General features: G+C 71.0%; 18 protein-coding genes, 1 tRNA gene and 1 pseudogene. 8 read left to right on the top strand and 12 right to left on the bottom strand.

What is annotated here, in order from left to right:
* Positions 1-5: 5 nt before the first annotated feature.
* Complete coding sequence (locus DEI85_RS03345; protein ID WP_111123851.1) at positions 6-1,010, bottom strand: SLAC1 family transporter; 1,005 nt, start codon at positions 1,008-1,010, stop codon at positions 6-8.
* A gap of 8 nt (positions 1,011-1,018) precedes the next feature.
* Positions 1,019-2,800, bottom strand: coding sequence for a molybdopterin-dependent oxidoreductase (locus DEI85_RS03340; RefSeq protein WP_111123850.1), 1,782 nt, complete (start codon positions 2,798-2,800; stop codon positions 1,019-1,021).
* Between the two features lie 191 nt (positions 2,801-2,991).
* On the opposite strand from DEI85_RS03340, the gene bsh reads away from it, so the two are divergent.
* The gene (gene bsh / locus DEI85_RS03335; RefSeq protein WP_111091486.1) at positions 2,992-3,963 is read left to right on the top strand and encodes a choloylglycine hydrolase; all 972 of its coding nucleotides are present in this window, start codon (positions 2,992-2,994) and stop codon (positions 3,961-3,963) included.
* A 49-nt stretch (positions 3,964-4,012) separates the two neighbouring features.
* On the opposite strand, the gene DEI85_RS03330 is transcribed toward bsh, so the two are convergent.
* Both DEI85_RS03330 and DEI85_RS03325 read right to left on the bottom strand, forming a co-directional pair.
* Positions 4,013-4,306: a hypothetical protein gene (locus tag DEI85_RS03330; RefSeq protein ID WP_111123849.1), complete on the bottom strand. Its 294-nt coding sequence runs from the start codon at positions 4,304-4,306 to the stop codon at positions 4,013-4,015.
* Positions 4,307-4,460: 154 nt separating this feature from the next.
* Positions 4,461-5,063 (bottom strand): TetR/AcrR family transcriptional regulator, encoded by a 603-nt coding sequence (locus DEI85_RS03325; protein ID WP_110858904.1) that lies wholly within the window; start codon positions 5,061-5,063, stop codon positions 4,461-4,463.
* Positions 5,064-5,217: 154 nt separating this feature from the next.
* Here DEI85_RS03325 and DEI85_RS03320 point away from each other — a divergent pair, with 154 nt between their 5' ends.
* The 5 genes from DEI85_RS03320 to DEI85_RS03300 all read left to right on the top strand — a co-directional run bounded on the left by DEI85_RS03320 (position 5,218) and on the right by DEI85_RS03300 (position 9,436).
* Positions 5,218-6,168: an alpha/beta hydrolase family protein gene (locus tag DEI85_RS03320; protein WP_111123848.1), complete on the top strand. Its 951-nt coding sequence runs from the start codon at positions 5,218-5,220 to the stop codon at positions 6,166-6,168.
* Positions 6,165-7,142, top strand: coding sequence for an SDR family NAD(P)-dependent oxidoreductase (locus DEI85_RS03315; RefSeq protein WP_110858902.1), 978 nt, complete (start codon positions 6,165-6,167; stop codon positions 7,140-7,142). The genes DEI85_RS03320 and DEI85_RS03315 overlap by 4 nt, the downstream gene beginning before the upstream one ends.
* 61 nt (positions 7,143-7,203) lie before the next feature.
* Positions 7,204-7,659 (top strand): GNAT family N-acetyltransferase, encoded by a 456-nt coding sequence (locus DEI85_RS03310; protein ID WP_258376366.1) that lies wholly within the window; start codon positions 7,204-7,206, stop codon positions 7,657-7,659.
* A 30-nt stretch (positions 7,660-7,689) separates the two neighbouring features.
* Positions 7,690-9,156: an SDR family NAD(P)-dependent oxidoreductase gene (locus tag DEI85_RS03305; protein WP_111123846.1), complete on the top strand. Its 1,467-nt coding sequence runs from the start codon at positions 7,690-7,692 to the stop codon at positions 9,154-9,156.
* Between the two features lie 97 nt (positions 9,157-9,253).
* A complete protein-coding gene (locus tag DEI85_RS03300) occupies positions 9,254-9,436 on the top strand; it encodes a hypothetical protein (protein WP_111123845.1) in 183 nt (60 codons plus the stop codon).
* Positions 9,437-9,879: 443 nt separating this feature from the next.
* On the opposite strand, the gene DEI85_RS03295 is transcribed toward DEI85_RS03300, so the two are convergent.
* Positions 9,880-9,951: transfer RNA gene (locus DEI85_RS03295), tRNA-Gln, on the bottom strand.
* Between the two features lie 79 nt (positions 9,952-10,030).
* Here DEI85_RS03295 and DEI85_RS03290 point away from each other — a divergent pair.
* Together DEI85_RS03290 and DEI85_RS03285 are read left to right on the top strand one after the other, a co-directional pair.
* The gene (locus DEI85_RS03290; protein WP_111123843.1) at positions 10,031-10,525 is read left to right on the top strand and encodes a MarR family winged helix-turn-helix transcriptional regulator; all 495 of its coding nucleotides are present in this window, start codon (positions 10,031-10,033) and stop codon (positions 10,523-10,525) included.
* Between the two features lie 47 nt (positions 10,526-10,572).
* On the top strand, positions 10,573-11,049 hold the full coding sequence (locus DEI85_RS03285) for a VOC family protein (protein ID WP_111123842.1): 477 nt from the start codon (positions 10,573-10,575) through the stop codon (positions 11,047-11,049).
* Positions 11,050-11,055: 6 nt separating this feature from the next.
* Here the strand turns inward: DEI85_RS03285 and DEI85_RS03280 are convergent, their stop codons facing one another.
* The 7 genes and pseudogenes from DEI85_RS03280 to DEI85_RS03255 form a co-directional block, all read right to left on the bottom strand.
* Entirely contained in the window at positions 11,056-12,411 is a 1,356-nt protein-coding gene (locus DEI85_RS03280; protein ID WP_502868687.1) for an ABC-F family ATP-binding cassette domain-containing protein, read from the bottom strand.
* A 23-nt stretch (positions 12,412-12,434) separates the two neighbouring features.
* A pseudogene (locus tag DEI85_RS17635) lies at positions 12,435-12,903 on the bottom strand (ATP-binding cassette domain-containing protein); the annotation flags it as partial.
* A 167-nt stretch (positions 12,904-13,070) separates the two neighbouring features.
* Positions 13,071-13,469, bottom strand: a complete 399-nt coding sequence (locus DEI85_RS03275; RefSeq protein ID WP_110858893.1) for a PLDc N-terminal domain-containing protein — start codon at positions 13,467-13,469, stop codon at positions 13,071-13,073.
* Between the two features lie 154 nt (positions 13,470-13,623).
* The gene (locus DEI85_RS03270; RefSeq protein ID WP_111123840.1) at positions 13,624-14,064 is read right to left on the bottom strand and encodes a molybdenum cofactor biosynthesis protein MoaE; all 441 of its coding nucleotides are present in this window, start codon (positions 14,062-14,064) and stop codon (positions 13,624-13,626) included.
* Entirely contained in the window at positions 14,061-14,573 is a 513-nt protein-coding gene (locus tag DEI85_RS03265; RefSeq protein WP_027465087.1) for a MogA/MoaB family molybdenum cofactor biosynthesis protein, read from the bottom strand. Before DEI85_RS03265 ends, DEI85_RS03270 begins: the two co-directional genes overlap by 4 nt.
* Positions 14,570-15,106 (bottom strand): cyclic pyranopterin monophosphate synthase MoaC, encoded by a 537-nt coding sequence (gene moaC, locus DEI85_RS03260; RefSeq protein WP_111123839.1) that lies wholly within the window; start codon positions 15,104-15,106, stop codon positions 14,570-14,572. The genes DEI85_RS03265 and moaC overlap by 4 nt, the downstream gene beginning before the upstream one ends.
* Positions 15,103-16,347 carry a molybdopterin molybdotransferase MoeA gene (locus tag DEI85_RS03255; protein ID WP_258376365.1) on the bottom strand — a complete coding sequence of 415 codons (1,245 nt, stop codon included), beginning with the start codon at positions 16,345-16,347 and terminating at the stop codon, positions 15,103-15,105. The genes moaC and DEI85_RS03255 overlap by 4 nt, the downstream gene beginning before the upstream one ends.
* Between the last annotated feature and the right edge of the window lie 95 nt (positions 16,348-16,442).

The raw sequence follows: 16,442 nt of genomic DNA, 5'->3' as shown, positions 1-16,442 counted from the left end.
CGTCCTCACCCGCCACCGCGTGCGTCGCCCGGTCGGTCCCGGTCCGGCTGCAGTGCTCGGACCACGGCGACGACGGCGAGCGCTGCGACGACGGCCCAGGCGGCGACGGCGACCCAGCGGCTCGCGCTCCCGACCGTCACGAGGACGACGAGACCGGTCGTCCGCCCGAAGACCGTGCTGGCGGTCGAGTACATCCCGAGCGGGAAGACGATGCTCCAGAGGGCAGTGACGTACCGCACCGGCAGGCGGAGCACGATGACCTGCCGGATGCCGATGCCGACCAGGAACGGCAGGCACCACGTTCCCCAGGCCCACAGGACGAAGGACGCGCCGCCGACGAAGTGCGCCGCGGCCGGCAGACCGTTCTCGAGCAGGCGAGCGCCGGCGAGCGTCGTGATCGCCGTCGCGCCGGAGACGACCCACGCGGTGGGGGCGACCACGAGGGGTCCTCCCCGCGAGCCGACCATGCGGACGAGGACCACGGCGGCGAGCAGCAGGTACAGCACGAGGCCGACGCCCCAGAGCGCGAGCGCGACGACGTCGAAGTGCAGCGTCGAGGTGGTGATCGCGAGCGATTCGGTCCCGACCACCCAGAGGAACCACGCACCGTCGGCGTGCGCGCTCAGCGGCCGCGCGCCGGTCCGGAGGAACAGCCACGGGAGGAGTCCGTAGGTGAGGAGCAGCCAGAGCGGCCCGCCGACCACGAGCGCCACGACCGGAGCAGCGCCGACGCCGAGCGTGGCACCCAGGGTCCCGCAGACGCCGACGGCCGCGAGCAGGGTCCACCACCCGAAGGCGGCATCCGGGTCGACGAGCGTGCCGGTGAACCAGGACGGCTGGTGGACGCGCTGGCGGACCAGGAGGACGACGCCCCCGACCAGCAGGGCCGTGGCGACGGTGAACGCGACGACGCCGACGGGACGCAGCCCGGTGGTGGCACAAGCCGTGCCGACGATCCCGGTCGCCATCACCGCAGCAGCGGCGTTCGTGGGGAGGACGGTCCAACGCATCGGCGAGGTCAGATCGGCTGCCGGTACCCGAAGAACTCGTGGTCGTTGTTGTACCCACCGAGCCCGCTCCCGACGTCCTCGAACCGCTCGACGAACTCGATGCCCTGCAGCCACTTGACCATCTTGAACCCGAGCTGCAGTTCGTTCCGGAGGCGCAGGGGCGCCCCGTGCGCGAAGTTCAGCCGCTCGCCGTTCATGTCGTACGCGAGCATGACCATCTCCGAGCGCATCTGCTCGATGTCCTGCGCGTCGTAGTACAGGCCTCCGTCGGCCCCTTCAGCGAAGGAGTAGAAGACCACCCACCGTGCCTTCGGGTCGGGACGGACCAGGTCGAGGATCGCCGACATGGGGACGCCGCCCCACTTGGCGACCCCCGACCACCCCTGGATGCAGAAGTGCTGCGTGATCTGTTCGCGGTGCTCCAGACGGTGCAGGTCGTCGAGCGAGAGGGACGCCGGTTCCTCGACGAGCCCGCCGACCGCGAGCCGGTAGTCCCGGAACTCGTCCGACTGCAGGGCGCGGTACTCCTCGCTGTCCGGCGTCCGTCCGTTCGGCCAGAAGAACGGTGAGATGTCGTCCTCGCTGTAGGCCCCCGGCTTCGCGTCGACGTGCTCGAACCACCGTTGGACCGGCCCGAACAACGCCAAGCCGAACCGACGGACGGGTCTCGGGAACCGGTACGTGAACGGCGAACCGCCGACCCACACGACGGCGAGGACGACGGTGGTGGCGAGGAACACCCAGAAACCCGTCCACGCCTGCGTGTCGTTCCCCGCGTACATGTGGTTGAGGTTCCGCAACGCGCCGGTCATCAGGACCATGCTCACGTGGACCGTGACGAAGGCGACGTACCAGCAGAGGACCAGGAAGTGCAGGGACCGGGCGAACTGGATGCTGAAGACGCGGCTGATCCTCCGGAAGCGCGTGGACAGGGCCGGTGACATCCCGAGCCCGGTCAGGAGTGCGAGCGGGGCGGCGATGAAGACCGTGACGAAGTACGAGAGCAACTGCAGCGCGTTGTAGTTCACCCACCCGTCCTCGACCGGCCAGGAGAGTGAGAGGTACCTGATCGCCGTCGTCAGCGCGTTCGGGAACACGTCCCAGCTGGTCGGGACGATCCGGGCCCACTGTCCGGTGACGACGAGCAGGACGACGAACACGACGCCGTTGACCAGCCAGAGCACGTCGAAACCGAAGTGCCACCAACGAGCCAGCCCGATCGAGTGCCGTCTCCCCGGGAGTCCGACCTGGTCGGGAAGCGTGATCGAATCCCCCTTCGCGGTGTAGTTCGGGTCGTCCGGAACAGGTCGCTGGAAGCGCAGCCACTCGTGGCCCGGCGTCGAGTGTCGGGTCCAGTACAGGCGGGGATGGTCGGCCAGGATGCTCAGTCCTGCTCGCATGATCGAGAACATGAACAGCGCGTTGAGCCAGTGTTGCCACTGGAGCCAGGCGGGGAAGCCCTCCGGTGTGCCGGCCGGCAGACGCGACTCGCCGGGGTAGGTCCGCATGAAGTCCCGGACGGCCGGCACGTCGACGATCTCCCGTGCGACCGCGATGCCGACGACGAGCGCTGCGGCAGCGAGCGGTACCAGCCACAGCAGGTTGAACCACCGGTCACGCCCGAGTCGGAGTCGCGGCGCCACGCCGTACTGCGCCGGCAGGCCGCCGGCCCAGTCCGCGCCGACCCGGTCGTGTCGTCGGTCGTCGAGCTGTGCGCGGAAGCGCGGCGACACCTCCGCCAACTGCTCTGCACGCTGCTGCCGCGAAGATCGTCCCTGAGCCCCACTCATGGGCGGACCATACGCTCAGGAGCGGCCGGCGTCCAGGACGAAGGTCCCGTCACGGTGGGCCGGCGGTGCTCGGTGCTCGTCAGGGTCGTTCGCCTCTGTCGTCCGCCGCTGTCGCTCGCCACCATGAGGGACCAACCTGGTCCTGCGCGACCGACACCGCGCCGCGCGGTCCACACGAGAAAGGACTCGACATGTGCACTGCCATCAGGTTCTCGGACGAGAGCGGTCACCTCTTCCTGGCGCGCAACCTCGACTGGTCGACCGGGTACGGCGAGCAGGTGGTCGTCACCCCGACCGGCTTCGTTCCGCGCTCACCGTTCGGCGCCGTCGCCGGCATCCCGCACGCGGTCATCGGCATGGGGATCGTGGAGGACGACACGCCCCTCTACTTCGATTGCGGCAACGACGCCGGGGTCGCGGTCGCCGGCCTCAACTTCCCCGGGTACGCCCACTACCCCACAGGACCCGTCGAGGGTGCGACGAACGTCGCAGCGTTCGAGTTCCCGTTGTGGGTCGCTTCCCGGTTCGCCGACGTCGACGCGGTGGAGGCAGCGCTCGCAGACGTCGTCATCGTCGACCGGCCGATCAACGACGAGTACCCGAGTGCCTTCCTGCACTGGATCATCGGCGACCGCGACCGTGCGATCGTCGTGGAGCAGACCGAGGACGGCCTGCACGTGTTCGACGACGACGTGGACGTCCTCACGAACCAGCCCGGGTTCGCGTGGCACCACGAGAACCTGCGCAACTACCTCAACACCTCGCCCGAGGTCCCGGACGAGCGCGTGCTCGGCCGAGCCCACCTGGTGCCGTTCGGTGCGGGTGCGTCGATGCGTGGGATCCCCGGGGACTACTCGTCGCCGTCGCGGTTCGTGCGCGCGGCGTACGTCCACGGGCACCACCCGGTCAAGGCGGACGAAGCAGAGAACATCAGCCGCGCGTTCCACACCCTCCAGCAGGTGGCGATGGTGGACGGCAGCGCGGAGATGCAGTCGGGTGACTACGAGAAGACCATCTACACCGGACTGTTCTCGTCCCGTTCCACGAGCTACTCGTGGAACTCCTACGACGACATGACGATCCGGACCGCGAGGCTCGCTGACCATGCACCGAGCGGAACCGAACTGGTGGTCGTCGGCTCCGGGCGGGCGTCGTCGGTCTGACACCTGCCGGGGAGGAGCCGCAGCGTGAACCCTGCACGTCCGCGGGCGGTCAGCGCCGGATGAGCACCCCGGCGACGAGTCGGAGCAACAGGGCGACCACGCCGACCGCCGCGATCGCGACCGAGACGATCGTCGCGATCAGCAGCCGCACGTCGACGGGCACCGCGGTCTCGTCGGCCGGAGGGATGAACGCGTTCACGACGAACACGCACACCGCGGCGATCAGGAACAGCACCCCGATGATCGTCACGGCCCGCAGCGCTCCCGGCACCGGTTCGTGGTCACCCGGCCGAGCCGGACGAGCCCTGGCCCCCTCGGTCTCCCAGTCCGCCAGTTCGGTCATGGTGGTCCCCCTTCGTCGGGACGATCGTAGGGGGCGGACCGCTCCGACGCCGCTGGTGCGGCCCGAGACGGTCGTGACGCCGGACGGGAGGCGCGTCACGGGCCCGCACCGCGCCTCCAGTCCGGTGCCGGTCGTGACCAGTGCGCGTGACCGGCTACGCGCTGTCGGTCACCGTCGGCTGCGCCTGCCGCAGCCCGGTGACCAGGAGGGTCACGATCGTCCGGACGTTGTAGTCGGGGTCCTGGGGACTCCACGCCACCAGGTCGCCGACGGCCCGGAGCAGCTGGTAGGGCGGGGTCGGTGCGGCCACCTCGCCGGACGCCCGCGCGGCGTCGAGCAGCCGGCCGAGCACGGGCACGAGCTCGTCGACGAACAGCGTGTGCAGCGCCGTGAAGCCGTCGGCGTCGCCCTCCCAGACACGCGCCAGGCCGTGCTTGGTGCTGAGGAAGTCGACGAACTGGTGCACCCAGTGCAGCAGGGCGGCGAACGGTGTCGGCTCGGAGTCGAGCAGCGCCGGCCCCGCGTCGACCAGGGCCTCGATCTGGTGCCGGTAGACGGCGACGACCAGGTCCGAACGGGTCGGGAAGTGCCGGTAGAGCGTGCCCACCCCGACACCGGCGGCGGCGGCGACCTCGCGCACCGGTGCGCCGACGCCCGAGGCCGTGAAGACCGCGGCAGCGGCGTCGAGGATCGTGCGCTCGTTGCGCTCGACGTCGCGACGGCGACGCGGCACGGGGTCGGTCGACGGGGTGCTCATGCGTCGATCATCGCACGACGCAGACGGAATGCGGAACAACGCTCCACTTCCTCTTGCAATCCGGATCGTTGTTCCGTATCGTTCCGGAACGTCGCTCCGTTTCGGACGACGATCGCTCCGACCACGGGCGACACCGCATCCCGGAAAGGCCCACATGGCACCCACAGCACCTCGACCGCAGGTCATCAGCGTGCGCCCCGTCACGCTTCCCGCACCCTCGCGCGGTCAGGACCTCGAGGTCCGGATCACCGCACCGACGACCGGCACGGACCTGCCCGTCATCGTCTTCGCCCACGGCTTCGGCCAGTCCATGACCGGTGGCGACCCCCTGGTCGACCACTGGACCGCGAACGGCTTCGTCGTCGTCCAGCCGACGTTCCTCGACGCGAAGGCCTACGGGCTGACGCTCGAGGACCCGCGCTACCCGACCATCTGGCAGACGCGCGTCGACGACCTCGAGCGGGTGCTCGACGAGCTCGACCAGATCATCGACGCGGTCCCCGGCCTGAGCGGGCGCGTCGACACCGCGCGCATCGCCGCGGTCGGACACTCGTGGGGCGGACAGTCCGTGGGCATGCTGCTCGGGGCCCGCGTCCTGGACGCCGACGGGCGGCCGGGCGAGGACCGCACCGACCACCGCGTGCGCGCCGGGGTCCTGCTGTCCACCACCGGGATCGCGCGCGGCGACCTCGCGCCGTTCGCGCAGGAGCACTTCGCGTTCATGAGCCCCGACTTCAGCCGGCTGCACACCCCGTCACTGGTCGTCGCCGGCGACCACGACCAGTCTCAGCTCTCGACGCGAGGCCCGGACTGGTTCACCGACGTCTACCACCTGAGCCCCGGCGCGCGGCATCTGGTGACACTCCACGGCGGCGAGCACCTGCTCGGCGGGATCCAGGACTACGAGTCGACCGCCACCACGGACGAGAGCCCCGAGCGTGTGGACCTCGTCCGCCACACCACGACGGCGTTCCTCCGGACCGAGCTCGGCCTCGACCCCGACGCGTGGTCGGCGATCACCGACGCCGTCGGCCCTGACACCGCCGACGCGGCCGGCCCTGCTGCCGCCGTCGGCCACATCGAATCGAAGGAGCACCACTCGTGATCACCGACCAGCACCCCCTGCCCAGCGGCTTCACTGCCGCGTCCACCGCCGCCGACGTCCTGGACGGCGTCGACCTGACCGGCCGGAACGTCGTCGTGACCGGCGGACACAGCCGCCTCGGCCGTGAGACCAGCCGCGCCCTCGCGGCGGCCGGCGCCGACGTCACCGTCGCCTCACGTGACGTCAACCGGGCATCCGCAGCAGTCGCCGACATCCCGGGCATCCACGTCGAGGCCCTCGACCTCACCGACCCGTCGTCGGTCGATGCCTTCGCCGCGCGCTGGTCGGCCTCCGGCCGCCCGCTGCACATGCTCGTGAACAGTGCCGCGATGCTCTTCACCCCGGACCGCCGACTCGACGGCCGCGGCAACGAACTGGCGTTCTCGACGACACACCTCGGGCACTTCCAGCTCACGCGGGCGCTCCTGCCCGCCCTCCTGGAGGCCCGTGGTGCGCGGGTCCTGACCGTCACCTCCGGTGCGGCGCGGTTCGGGCAGATCCGGTGGGACGACCTGACGTTCGCGCACGGGTACGACCCGGTCACCGCGTACGGCCAGTCGAAGCGCGCCAACGTCCTGTTCACGGTGGAGCTCGACCGGCGGTACGCCGACCAGGGCATCCGAGCCTTCGCCGCGCACCCGGGCGTCATCATCGGACCCGGCCCGCACGACCAAACGGTGCTCGCGTCGTACCGCGAGCAGGGACTGGTCGACGACCACGGGGTGACCGTCATCGACCCCGAGGTCGGCAAGAAGACCGTCGAGCAGGGCGCAGCGACGCTCGTGTTCGGTGCCGCGAGCCCGCTGCTCGACGGCGTCGGCGGGGTCTACCTGAAGGACAGCGACGTCGCCGTGATCGACGACCGGGTCCTGCCCCTCACCGCGGACCGCATCCCGTCGGACGCGAACTCGGCGATGCTCGACGCCGACGATGCCCGGCGACTGTGGGAGGTCAGCGAGGGACTCCTGGCCTGATCGCCGTCGGCCGGGGGCCTCGTCTGCCCACTGTTCTCGTCGTCCTCACTACTGTGTGGCGGTGCTGACCGTGCAGATCGAGAGCCCCCGGCAAGACGACGTCCTGCACCTGCTGCAGCAGGGTGACGACTACGGACTGAGCCTCTACGCGGCCGAGAACTACCACGCCCTCGACGTCGACGACCTGGACCAGCCCGACGTCACGTTCCTGGTGGCGCGTGAGAAGGGCACCGCCCTCGGCACGGTGGCGCTCGTCGACGCCGGCGACGGCACCGGCGAGGTCAAGCGCATGTTCGTGAGCGACGCCGCGCGTGGGCTCGGCGTGGGGACGCGGCTGCTCGACGCCCTGCACGACCGAGCCCGCGCGATCGGCATCGGGACCGTCCGGCTCGAGACCGGCCTGCCGCAGGCCGCGGCGATCGCGCTGTACCGGAAGGCCGGGTACGCGGACATCCCCCGGTTCGGCCCGTACGTCGACGACCCGACGAGCGTGTGCATGGAGCAGCAGCTCGTCTGATCGGTGCTCGGTCCCGACGTAGGATCGCGTGTGAGCTCCGAGCACCCCGAACCCAGCGGCATCGACCCCGACGACCTGAGCGTCGCGCTCCGGGTGCTCGAGCAGCTGACCGAGATCGACGAGACGCATCCGGACTTCATCCGGGTCCGCCGGGCCACCGCGAAGATGTTCAAGGCCGTCAAGCGTGCGCACCGTCTCGAGAAGCGCAGCGTCATCGCCGAGGCCGACCGCCGTGTGATCGCCGCCACCGCCACCGGGGCCGCCGACCGGATCGACGACGAGACCCGCGGCGTCCTGATCAGCGCCTCGACCGCGTCGACCACCGCGGGCACCCTGCTGAAGTCACGGCCCTGCTACATGTGCAAGCAGCACTACACGGTCGTCGACGCGTTCTACCACCAGCTCTGCCCGGCGTGCGCTCGTATGAGCCACGCGAAGCGCGAGGCCCGGACGGACCTGACCGGCAAGCGGGCGCTGCTCACCGGCGGCCGCGCGAAGATCGGCATGTACATCGCCCTCCGGCTGCTGCGCGACGGGGCCCACACCACCATCACCACGCGGTTCCCCCGCGACGCGGTGCGCCGCTTCGCGAGCCTGCCGGACTCCGCCGACTGGATGGACCGCCTGAAGGTCGTCGGCATCGACCTGCGCGACCCCGCCCAGGTGATCGGGCTCGCCGAGGACGTGGCCGCGGCCGGTCCCCTCGACATCCTGATCAACAACGCCACGCAGACCGTGCGCCGGTCGACCGGCGCCTACCAGCCGCTGGTCGACGCGGAACTCGCGCCGCTGCCCGACGGACCGCTGCCCGAACTCGTCACCTTCGGGCACACGAACGACCAGCACCCGCTGGCGCTCGCACGATCGGTGGCCGCGCACCCGATCCTCGCGGCCGCCGCAGCCCGAGCCGACGAGCTGACCGAGCAGGCGATGGCGCCGGGATCGAGCTCGCTCGAACGGCTCGCCCTGGGCGCCGCGATCGACGCCGGCGGCCTGGTCCCCGACCTGCACGACGAGAACTCGTGGACCCAGCAGGTCGACGAGGTCGACCCACTCGAGATGCTAGAGGTCCAGCTGGCCAACACGACCGCACCGTTCATCCTGATCTCGAAGCTCCGCCCCGCGATGGCCGCGAGCACAGGACGCCGCACCTACGTGGTGAACGTCAGCGCCATGGAGGGGGTGTTCGGCCGCGCGTACAAGGGGCCGGGACACCCGCACACGAACATGGCGAAGGCCGCCGTGAACATGCTCACCCGCACGAGCGCGCAGGAGATGTTCGAGACCGACGGCATCCTGATGACGAGCGTCGACACCGGCTGGATCACCGACGAACGCCCGCACCCGACGAAGGTCCGGCTCGCCGAAGAGGGCTTCCACGCACCGCTCGACCTGGTCGACGGGGCAGCCCGCGTCTACGACCCGATCGTCCGGGGCGAAGCCGGCGACGACCTGTTCGGTGTCTTCCTGAAGGACTACGCGCCGAGTTCGTGGTGACGAGCGGCTGACCGTTGGATCCGTCGCCATCCGCACAGGATCGACATCGGATCAATCCGTTCAGACAACGTCAGCGGAGCCAACCCGGAGTTCTGAAATGCTTGAAGTCTTCTTCCTCTCGTCCATGGACAGCAAGCGGTTCTCGACCGTCTTCCGGTGCACGGTGGAACGACCGATCGAGCTCCCGAACGGTCACGATGCGCTGATGGTGAGCTGCGATCCGCCGTTGAACGGTCAGGAACTCGGCCACCCGCTCGGCGTCGGAGAGTTGTTGCTCTGAAGTCGGTTCGAGGACGAAGACCTCTGGACGTTCCCCGCCTTCCCGCACTTCGTGCAGATCAGCCTGCCTGACGCGGACGTGCGTCCCCATGCCATGCCCGCGAGCATCGCATGGGGCGAGATCTACAAGACCGAAGCAGACGCGCACGCCCATGAGATGAGCGCTCGCCCGCGCTCCTCGCCCGAGTGATCGAGTTGCTCGGCAAGCGCCACCAGTCACGCGAACCTCGCGACGAGGCAGCAGGAGGCGATCCGAATCGAGGTCACGACCATGCCCCTGGACATGCCCGTGGCGGCCTGACCCCGGGCCCGCTCCGAACTGAACAAGCCAGCCGCAGTCGCTCGGCGCTGAAGATGCCACGGGAGGTCCGAGCACGTCCGGAGGCTCCACGGAGCGAACACACCGAACTGATTCCGCCGATAGACCGATCACCCCGTCGTCCGCTCCGCCTCCAGGATTCGAACCCGGACCTAACGGCACCAAAGGCCGTCGTGCTGCCATTACACCAAGGCGGAACGCACCCGGAGGTGCTCCTCCATCTTCCCACGACCGACGAGGCTGGCTGTCCGCTCCGGGTTCGGCCAAGATGGAGGGATGCCGCATGAGGACGAGGTCGATCGCATCGTCGCGGCGTGGGGTCGTGAGCGTGCCGACCTCGACTTCGGCCCGCTCGAGGTCCTGTCCCGCGTGGACCGGCTCGCCCGGCACCTGGACCGCGCCCGGCGGACGGCGTTCGACGCGAGCGACATGGAACCGTGGGAGTTCGACGTCCTGTCGGCCCTGCGGCGGGCGGGTGAGCCGTACGAGCTGAGCCCGAAGACCCTGCTGCAGCAGACCCTGGTGTCGAGCGGCACGATGACGAACCGGGTGGACCGCCTGGCGGCCCGCGGCTTCGTGGGGCGACGGACCGACCCGAAGGACGGCCGCGGCATCCTCGTCTCGCTGACGAGCAAGGGCCGGGTGGCGGTGGACGCGGCGATCGCGGACCTGCTGGCCGCCGAGCGCGACATCCTGTCCGGGGTCTCCGCCGACGAGCAGGGCCACTTGGCCGGGCTGCTCCGCCGACTCATCCTGGGCCTCGGGGACTGACCGACAGCGTGACACGGGCCGAGCGGCCCCGGCGTAGCGTGCGCCGCATGCACGCCATCACCCTCGCCGTCGCCGACGTCGCTCGATCGGCCGAGTTCTACCGCGCCCTGCTCGGCATCGAGGGCAGCGGCGTCATCGCGACCGAGTACCCCGCCACGGAAACGCAGGCCGGCGGCACCACGGCGATGTTCACCCTCAACGACGGACTGATCATCAGCGTCTACGGCCGTGACGACATGGCGAAGGACTCCGGCGTGCAGCTGGCCACGGCACCGAGCAGCACGATCGGGCACTTCACGGGCAGTCAGGCCGAGGCCGAGGCGTTCCTCCAGCGGGCGCAGGCAGCGGGCGCCACGATGCTCGAACCGCCGTACACGCGCCCGTGGGGCATGTGGTCCGGCTTCTTCCAGGACCCGGACGGCCACCTGTGGGAGGTCGTGGCGAACCCCGGCGGTGGGGCGCCCGAGGACGCCACACCGGCGGACAGCGGCCAGGACGCGGTCAACCCCGCGTCCGTCGAGTAGACCGGCTCAGACCCCGAGCAGCTCCGCGACCTCGAGCCAGCGCTCCTCGAGCTGCTCGACCTCGGCCTCCAGCGCAGCGAGCTTCGACTGGAGTTCGCCGAGTCCGGCGTAGTCGGACTGGTCGTGCGTCGCGAACTGGTCGAGCAGCTTCTTGCGGTCCGCGCCGACCTTCGCGATCTTGCGGTCGAGCGCCGACATCTCCTTCTCGGCCGTCCGCCGGTCCGCTCCCGACAGGGCGGACGCACCAGCGGCCGTGGACCCGGCCACGGCACCGGCCGAGCCGGTCCCGCCGACGGTGTCGGGCCTCCCGGCAGACGCGGCGGCAGCCGCAGAGGCGGTCCCGCCCCCGGTTCCGGCCTCGCGCAGACGCATGTACTCGTCGACGCCGCCGGGCAGGTGGCGCAGGTGACCGCCGAGCACGGCGTACTGCTGGTCGGTGACGCGCTCGAGCAGGTACCGGTCGTGGCTGACGACCAGCAGGGTGCCGGGCCAGGTGTCGAGCAGGTCCTCCATGGCGGCGAGCATGTCGGTGTCGAGGTCGTTGGTGGGCTCGTCGAGGATGAGCACGTTCGGCTCGTCGAGCAGGATGAGCATGAGCTGCAGGCGCCGTTTCTGCCCGCCGCTGAGGTCGCGCACGGGGGTGGAGAGCTGCTCCGAGGTGAAGCCGAGCCGCTCGAGCAGCTGCGACGGCGTCATCTCCTTGCCGTCGGCGACGTAGCTCGTCTTCTTGCGCGCCACGACCTCGCGCACGCGGTCGTCGGCGAACTGCTGCAGGTCGGCGAGCTGCTGGTCGAGCACCGCGACCTGCACGGTCTTGCCGGTCTTCACCCGCCCGCTGGTCGGCTGCAGCCGACCGGAGACCAGGTTGAGCAGGGTCGACTTGCCGGCACCGTTCGGGCCGAGGATGCCGGTCCGCTCCCCCGGTGCGATGCGCCACTCGATGCGGTCGAGGATCTGCGTGCCGTCGAACGAGACGCTCACGTCGAGCAGGTCGACGACGTCCTTGCCGAGGCGCGCGGTCGCGGTCCGGGACAGCGCGACGGTGTCGCGGATCGGCGGGACGTCGTCGATCAGGGCGTTCGCCGCGTCGATGCGGAACTTGGGCTTGCTCGTGCGGGCCGGGGCGCCGCGGCGGAGCCATGCGAGCTCTTTGCGGGCAAGGTTCTGGCGGCGCTGCTCGATCGTGGCCGCCTGCCGGTCACGCTCGACGCGCTGCAGGATGTACGCGGCGTAGCCACCTTCGAAGGGGTCGACGACGCCGTCGTGGACCTCCCACGTGTCGGTCGACACGGCGTCGAGGAACCACCGGTCGTGCGTCACGACGACCATGCCGCCCTGGTTCGACGACCAGCGGCGGTTGATGTGCCCGGCGAGCCACTCGATGCCCTCGACGTCCAGGTGGTTGGTCGGCTCGTCAAGGAACAGGACGTCCCAGTCGCCGACCAGCAGCCGCGCGAGTGCCACACGACGACGCTGCCCACCGGACAGGTCGTCGACGCTGACGTCCCACGGGATGTCCGAGACCAGACCGCCGATGATGTCGCGGATCTTCGGGTCACCGGCCCACTCGTGCTCCTCGAGGTCGCCGACGACGGTGCTGCCGACGGTCGCGCCCTCGGGCAGGATGTCGCGCTGGTCCAGGTAGCCGATGGTCAGCCCGCGGCGGTGCGTAACGCGGCCACCGTCCGGCTCGAGTCGCTGGGACAGCAGTGCGAGGAGGGTCGACTTGCCGTCGCCGTTCCGGCCGACGACGCCGATCCGGTCACCCTCGTCGATGCCGAGGGTGACGTTGTCGAAGACGACCTTGGTGGGGAACTCGAGATGCAGGTTCTCGGCGCCGAGGAGATGTGCCACGCGTCAAGGGTAGGTGGCGCGGCGGGGTGGTGGGTGCGGGTCGGGTGGTGCGGCTGGTGCGGCTGGCTCGTGCGCGTGGTGCGCGTGCAGGTGGTCGGCCCGTGCGCGTGGGCTCGCGCGGTGCGTCGGCGGCGCGGCGCGCCGGTGCGTCGGCCTGGAGGCCCGGGTCAGCTCGCGGGGGTGACGTCGCCTTCGCCCGCGGCCTCCTTGGCGCGCTTCAGGCGGGCCTGCGCCTCCCAGTACTCGATCTCGCGCTCGAGCTCGGCGAGCTCCTGCTCGGTACCGGTGACGCGCTTGGCGCCGTGGGCACTGCGGGCGTCGCCGAGGGTGGCGTACCGGTCCTCGTGGCGGGTGGGCTCGATGTAGCGACCGTGGTTGCGTTCGCCCGGAGCCCAGTCGTGGCCGATGGCGAACCAGACGATGCTGCCCACGACGGGGACCAGGATCACGAGGATCACCCACGCGATCTTCGGCAGGCCGCGGATCTGGTCATCCGTCTTCGTCAGGATGTCGATCAGGGCGAAGACCAGCAGGATGACGGTGATCCCGGGCAGCAAGACGCTCATGTTCGCGATTCTATGGATCCGCTTGGAGTCTCACCATGCCCCGAACGAGCGTCCCGGTTGCGAAGGTGCTCAGGGTGGGCGTCGAGCGGCCGGCGGGCGAGGCTGCAGGATCAGCGCGCCCGATGGCCGGCGGTCGCGGTCTGGGCGGAGGCGGTCACAGCGCCGCGACCCACTCGTCCGTCCCGTCGGTGAACCGCTGGTGCTTCCAGATCGGCACGCGCTCCTTCACCAGGTCGACCAGGGCACCGCACGCGGCGAACGCCTGCGCCCGGTGCGACGACGACACCGCTGCGGCGAGCGCGACGTCCCCGATCCCGAGCGCCCCGACCCGGTGCAGCACGGCGATCCGGACGTCGGGGTGGTCCTCGGCGATGGTGCGGGCGACCTCGGTGATGACGTCGCCGGCGCTGGGGTGCCGCTCGTAGTCGAGCGCGGTGACGCCCTTGCCATCGTCGTGGTCACGGACGATTCCGGCGAAGGTCACCAGAGCGCCGTCCTGCTCGGTGGCCACCGCGGCTGCGACCTCGTCGACGCTGATGTCGCGGTCGACGACGTCGGCGAGCACGACACGTGCGACGGCCTCGGTGGTGCTCACGAGGCGCTCCGCGGGGCGTGGCCCTCGCCGTGCACCTGTGCGACCACGTGGTCGAGCACACCGTCGAGCACAGCGAGCCCGTCGGACACCCCGCCACGCGACCCGGGCAGGGTGACGAGCAGGCAACCGGCGTTCGTGACCCCGGCGACGCCGCGGGTGAGCAGCGCGGTCGGGCCGGCACCCGCGAGTCCGCGCCGACGGATCTCCTCGGTGATGCCGGGCAGTTCGAGGTCGATCAGCCCCGCCACCGCCTCGGGGGTCCGGTCGGTCGGGGTGACCCCGGTGCCGCCGGTGGTGATGACGACACGTGCGTCGGCCAGGAGTTCGGCGGTGACGGTCTCGGTGATCGCGCCGCCGTCGGGGACGATGATCGGGTCGCTCGTGGTGAATCCGCGGTCGCGCAGCCAGTCGACGATGACGGGCCCGGTGCGGTCGAGTGCGGGGTCGGCGGCGGCCTGCGTGGACACCACGACGACGGCGGCCCGGCCCCTGGTCGGCTCGGCGGTCATCGGTTGCTCCAGTCTCCGGAGCGCCCGCCGTGCTTCTCGAGCACGCGGACGTCCGTGATCACGGCCGCTCGGTCGACGGCCTTCACCATGTCGTACACCGTCAGGGCGGCGACACTCGCCCCGGTCAGGGCTTCCATCTCGACGCCGGTGCGCGAGGTCGTGCGGACCGACACCTCGATCAGCACGCGGTCGTCGGAGCCGGTGATGTCGACCTGCACGCCGGCGATCGGCAGCGGGTGGCACAGCGGGATCAGGTCGGAGGTCTTCTTCACCGCCATGATCGCGGCGATGCGGGCGGTGCCGACGACCTCGCCCTTGGGCAGCGAGCCGTCCAGGATGCGTGCGACGACGTCGGGGCGGGTGACGACGGTGGCGGTGGCGGTGGCGGACCGGTCGGTGACGTCCTTCGCGGAGACGTCGACCATGTGTGCGCTGCCGTCGGCGCGGACGTGCGACAACTCGTCGGCCGGCGACAACTCGTCGGTCGGCGACGGTCCGGGCCGCACCTGGTCAGAGGCGGACGGGTCGGTCATCGGAGGCTCCAGACGGTCAGGGGGTCGCCGGGTTCGACGGTGTCGACGCCGACGGGGACGTGCACCAGGTGGGTGGCGGCGGCGTAGTGCACGAGCAGGTGCGAACTCGGCCCACCGACGAAGTGCACGGCCCCGTCCTGCACCCGGCCGCGACGGACCTGGTGCTTGCCGACGGGTGAGCCGGCAGCGGACGCCGCTGGCAGGACCTGGGTGGGACGGTCCGGCGTCAGCCCGACGGCGGTGGCGAGCAGCGGTCGCAGGAACACCTCGAACGAGACCAGCGCCGACACCGGGTTGCCCGGGAACGACACGACGGGCACGGAGCGACCGCCACCGGCGTCGCCAAGGAACACGACGCTGCCGAACGCCTGCGGCCCACCGGGTTGCATCGCGACCGGCGTCACCGCGAGCCCGCGGGGTTCGAGCGCCTGTCGGACGACCTCGTACGCCCCGGCGCTGATGCCCCCGGTGGTCAGCACGAGGTCGGCCCAGTCCCCCACGGCCGCATCGAGCGCCCCGACGAAAGCAGTGACCTCGTCGGGCACCCGGACGGCCCGCGATTCCGCACCGACCTGGGCCAGGGCCGCCCGAAGCGCGATGCCGTTCGCGTCGCCGATGGTCGCCGCCTCCGTGTCGGCGCCCTGCAGCTCCGAGCCGGTCGACACGACGAGGACCCGCAGCGGTCGGCGCACCGACACGGTCGTCACCCCCGCAGCAGCCAGGGCCCCGAGCAGCGCCGGCGTGACCGCGGAACCGGCCGGAGCGAGCTCGGCACCGGCGGGCAGGTCGCTGCCGGTGACCCGCACGAACGTCCCGGCGGTCAGGTCAGCGGGCACCGTCACCCGGGGCAGCTCGAGCGCCGCCGGGAACGCACCGGGCTCGGACGCCTCGACGGGGAACACCGCGTCGGCACCGGTCGGGATCCGTGCACCGGTCATGATCGGCGCCGCCGTACCGGGCTCGAGCGGTTCGGGCACCACGCCGGCCGGGATCGGTTCGACGACCCGGACCTGCTGCCCGGCCTCGGCGACCCGCACCGCGAACCCGTCCATCTGGCTGTTGTCGAAGGGCGGCAGCGGCACCGGCGACGCGACGGCCGCCGCGAGCACACGGTGTCCGAGCCCGGCGCCGATCCCCGCGCCGACGAGTTCGTCGATCGGCAGTTCTTCTGCTCCGAGGCCCGCCACCACCGGCGCGAGCAACGCCGCCAGGTCGTCGCGGTGCTGACCGATCGTTCGCACAGGTGCCTCCGAACAGGGGGTTGGTGGCGCCGCTCCCGGTTCGCCCGGTGGCGCCGTCAGTAGCGTATCCAGCGCGCAGCCCGCGCCGACGACCA

This window comes from Curtobacterium sp. MCBD17_026 (genome assembly GCF_003234895.2).
GTDB lineage: Bacteria > Actinomycetota > Actinomycetes > Actinomycetales > Microbacteriaceae > Curtobacterium > Curtobacterium flaccumfaciens.
This window is presented reverse-complemented; position numbering and strand designations above follow the sequence as displayed.

Excerpts from the sequence above, each read along its gene's own strand:
- DEI85_RS03345 (WP_111123851.1), bottom strand. The coding sequence starts at position 1,010 with ATGCGTTGGACCGTCCTCCCCACGAACGCCGCTGCTGCGGTGATGGCG.
- DEI85_RS03290 (WP_111123843.1), top strand. The coding sequence starts at position 10,031 with ATGCCGCATGAGGACGAGGTCGATCGCATCGTCGCGGCGTGGGGTCGT.
- DEI85_RS03320 (WP_111123848.1), top strand. The coding sequence starts at position 5,218 with ATGGCACCCACAGCACCTCGACCGCAGGTCATCAGCGTGCGCCCCGTC.
- moaC (WP_111123839.1), bottom strand. The coding sequence starts at position 15,106 with ATGACCGACCCGTCCGCCTCTGACCAGGTGCGGCCCGGACCGTCGCCG.
- DEI85_RS03265 (WP_027465087.1), bottom strand. The coding sequence starts at position 14,573 with ATGACCGCCGAGCCGACCAGGGGCCGGGCCGCCGTCGTCGTGGTGTCC.
- DEI85_RS03275 (WP_110858893.1), bottom strand. The coding sequence starts at position 13,469 with ATGAGCGTCTTGCTGCCCGGGATCACCGTCATCCTGCTGGTCTTCGCC.
- DEI85_RS03300 (WP_111123845.1), top strand. The coding sequence starts at position 9,254 with ATGCTTGAAGTCTTCTTCCTCTCGTCCATGGACAGCAAGCGGTTCTCG.
- DEI85_RS03325 (WP_110858904.1), bottom strand. The coding sequence starts at position 5,063 with ATGAGCACCCCGTCGACCGACCCCGTGCCGCGTCGCCGTCGCGACGTC.
- DEI85_RS03285 (WP_111123842.1), top strand. The coding sequence starts at position 10,573 with ATGCACGCCATCACCCTCGCCGTCGCCGACGTCGCTCGATCGGCCGAG.
- bsh (WP_111091486.1), top strand. The coding sequence starts at position 2,992 with ATGTGCACTGCCATCAGGTTCTCGGACGAGAGCGGTCACCTCTTCCTG.
- DEI85_RS03330 (WP_111123849.1), bottom strand. The coding sequence starts at position 4,306 with ATGACCGAACTGGCGGACTGGGAGACCGAGGGGGCCAGGGCTCGTCCG.
- DEI85_RS03340 (WP_111123850.1), bottom strand. The coding sequence starts at position 2,800 with ATGAGTGGGGCTCAGGGACGATCTTCGCGGCAGCAGCGTGCAGAGCAG.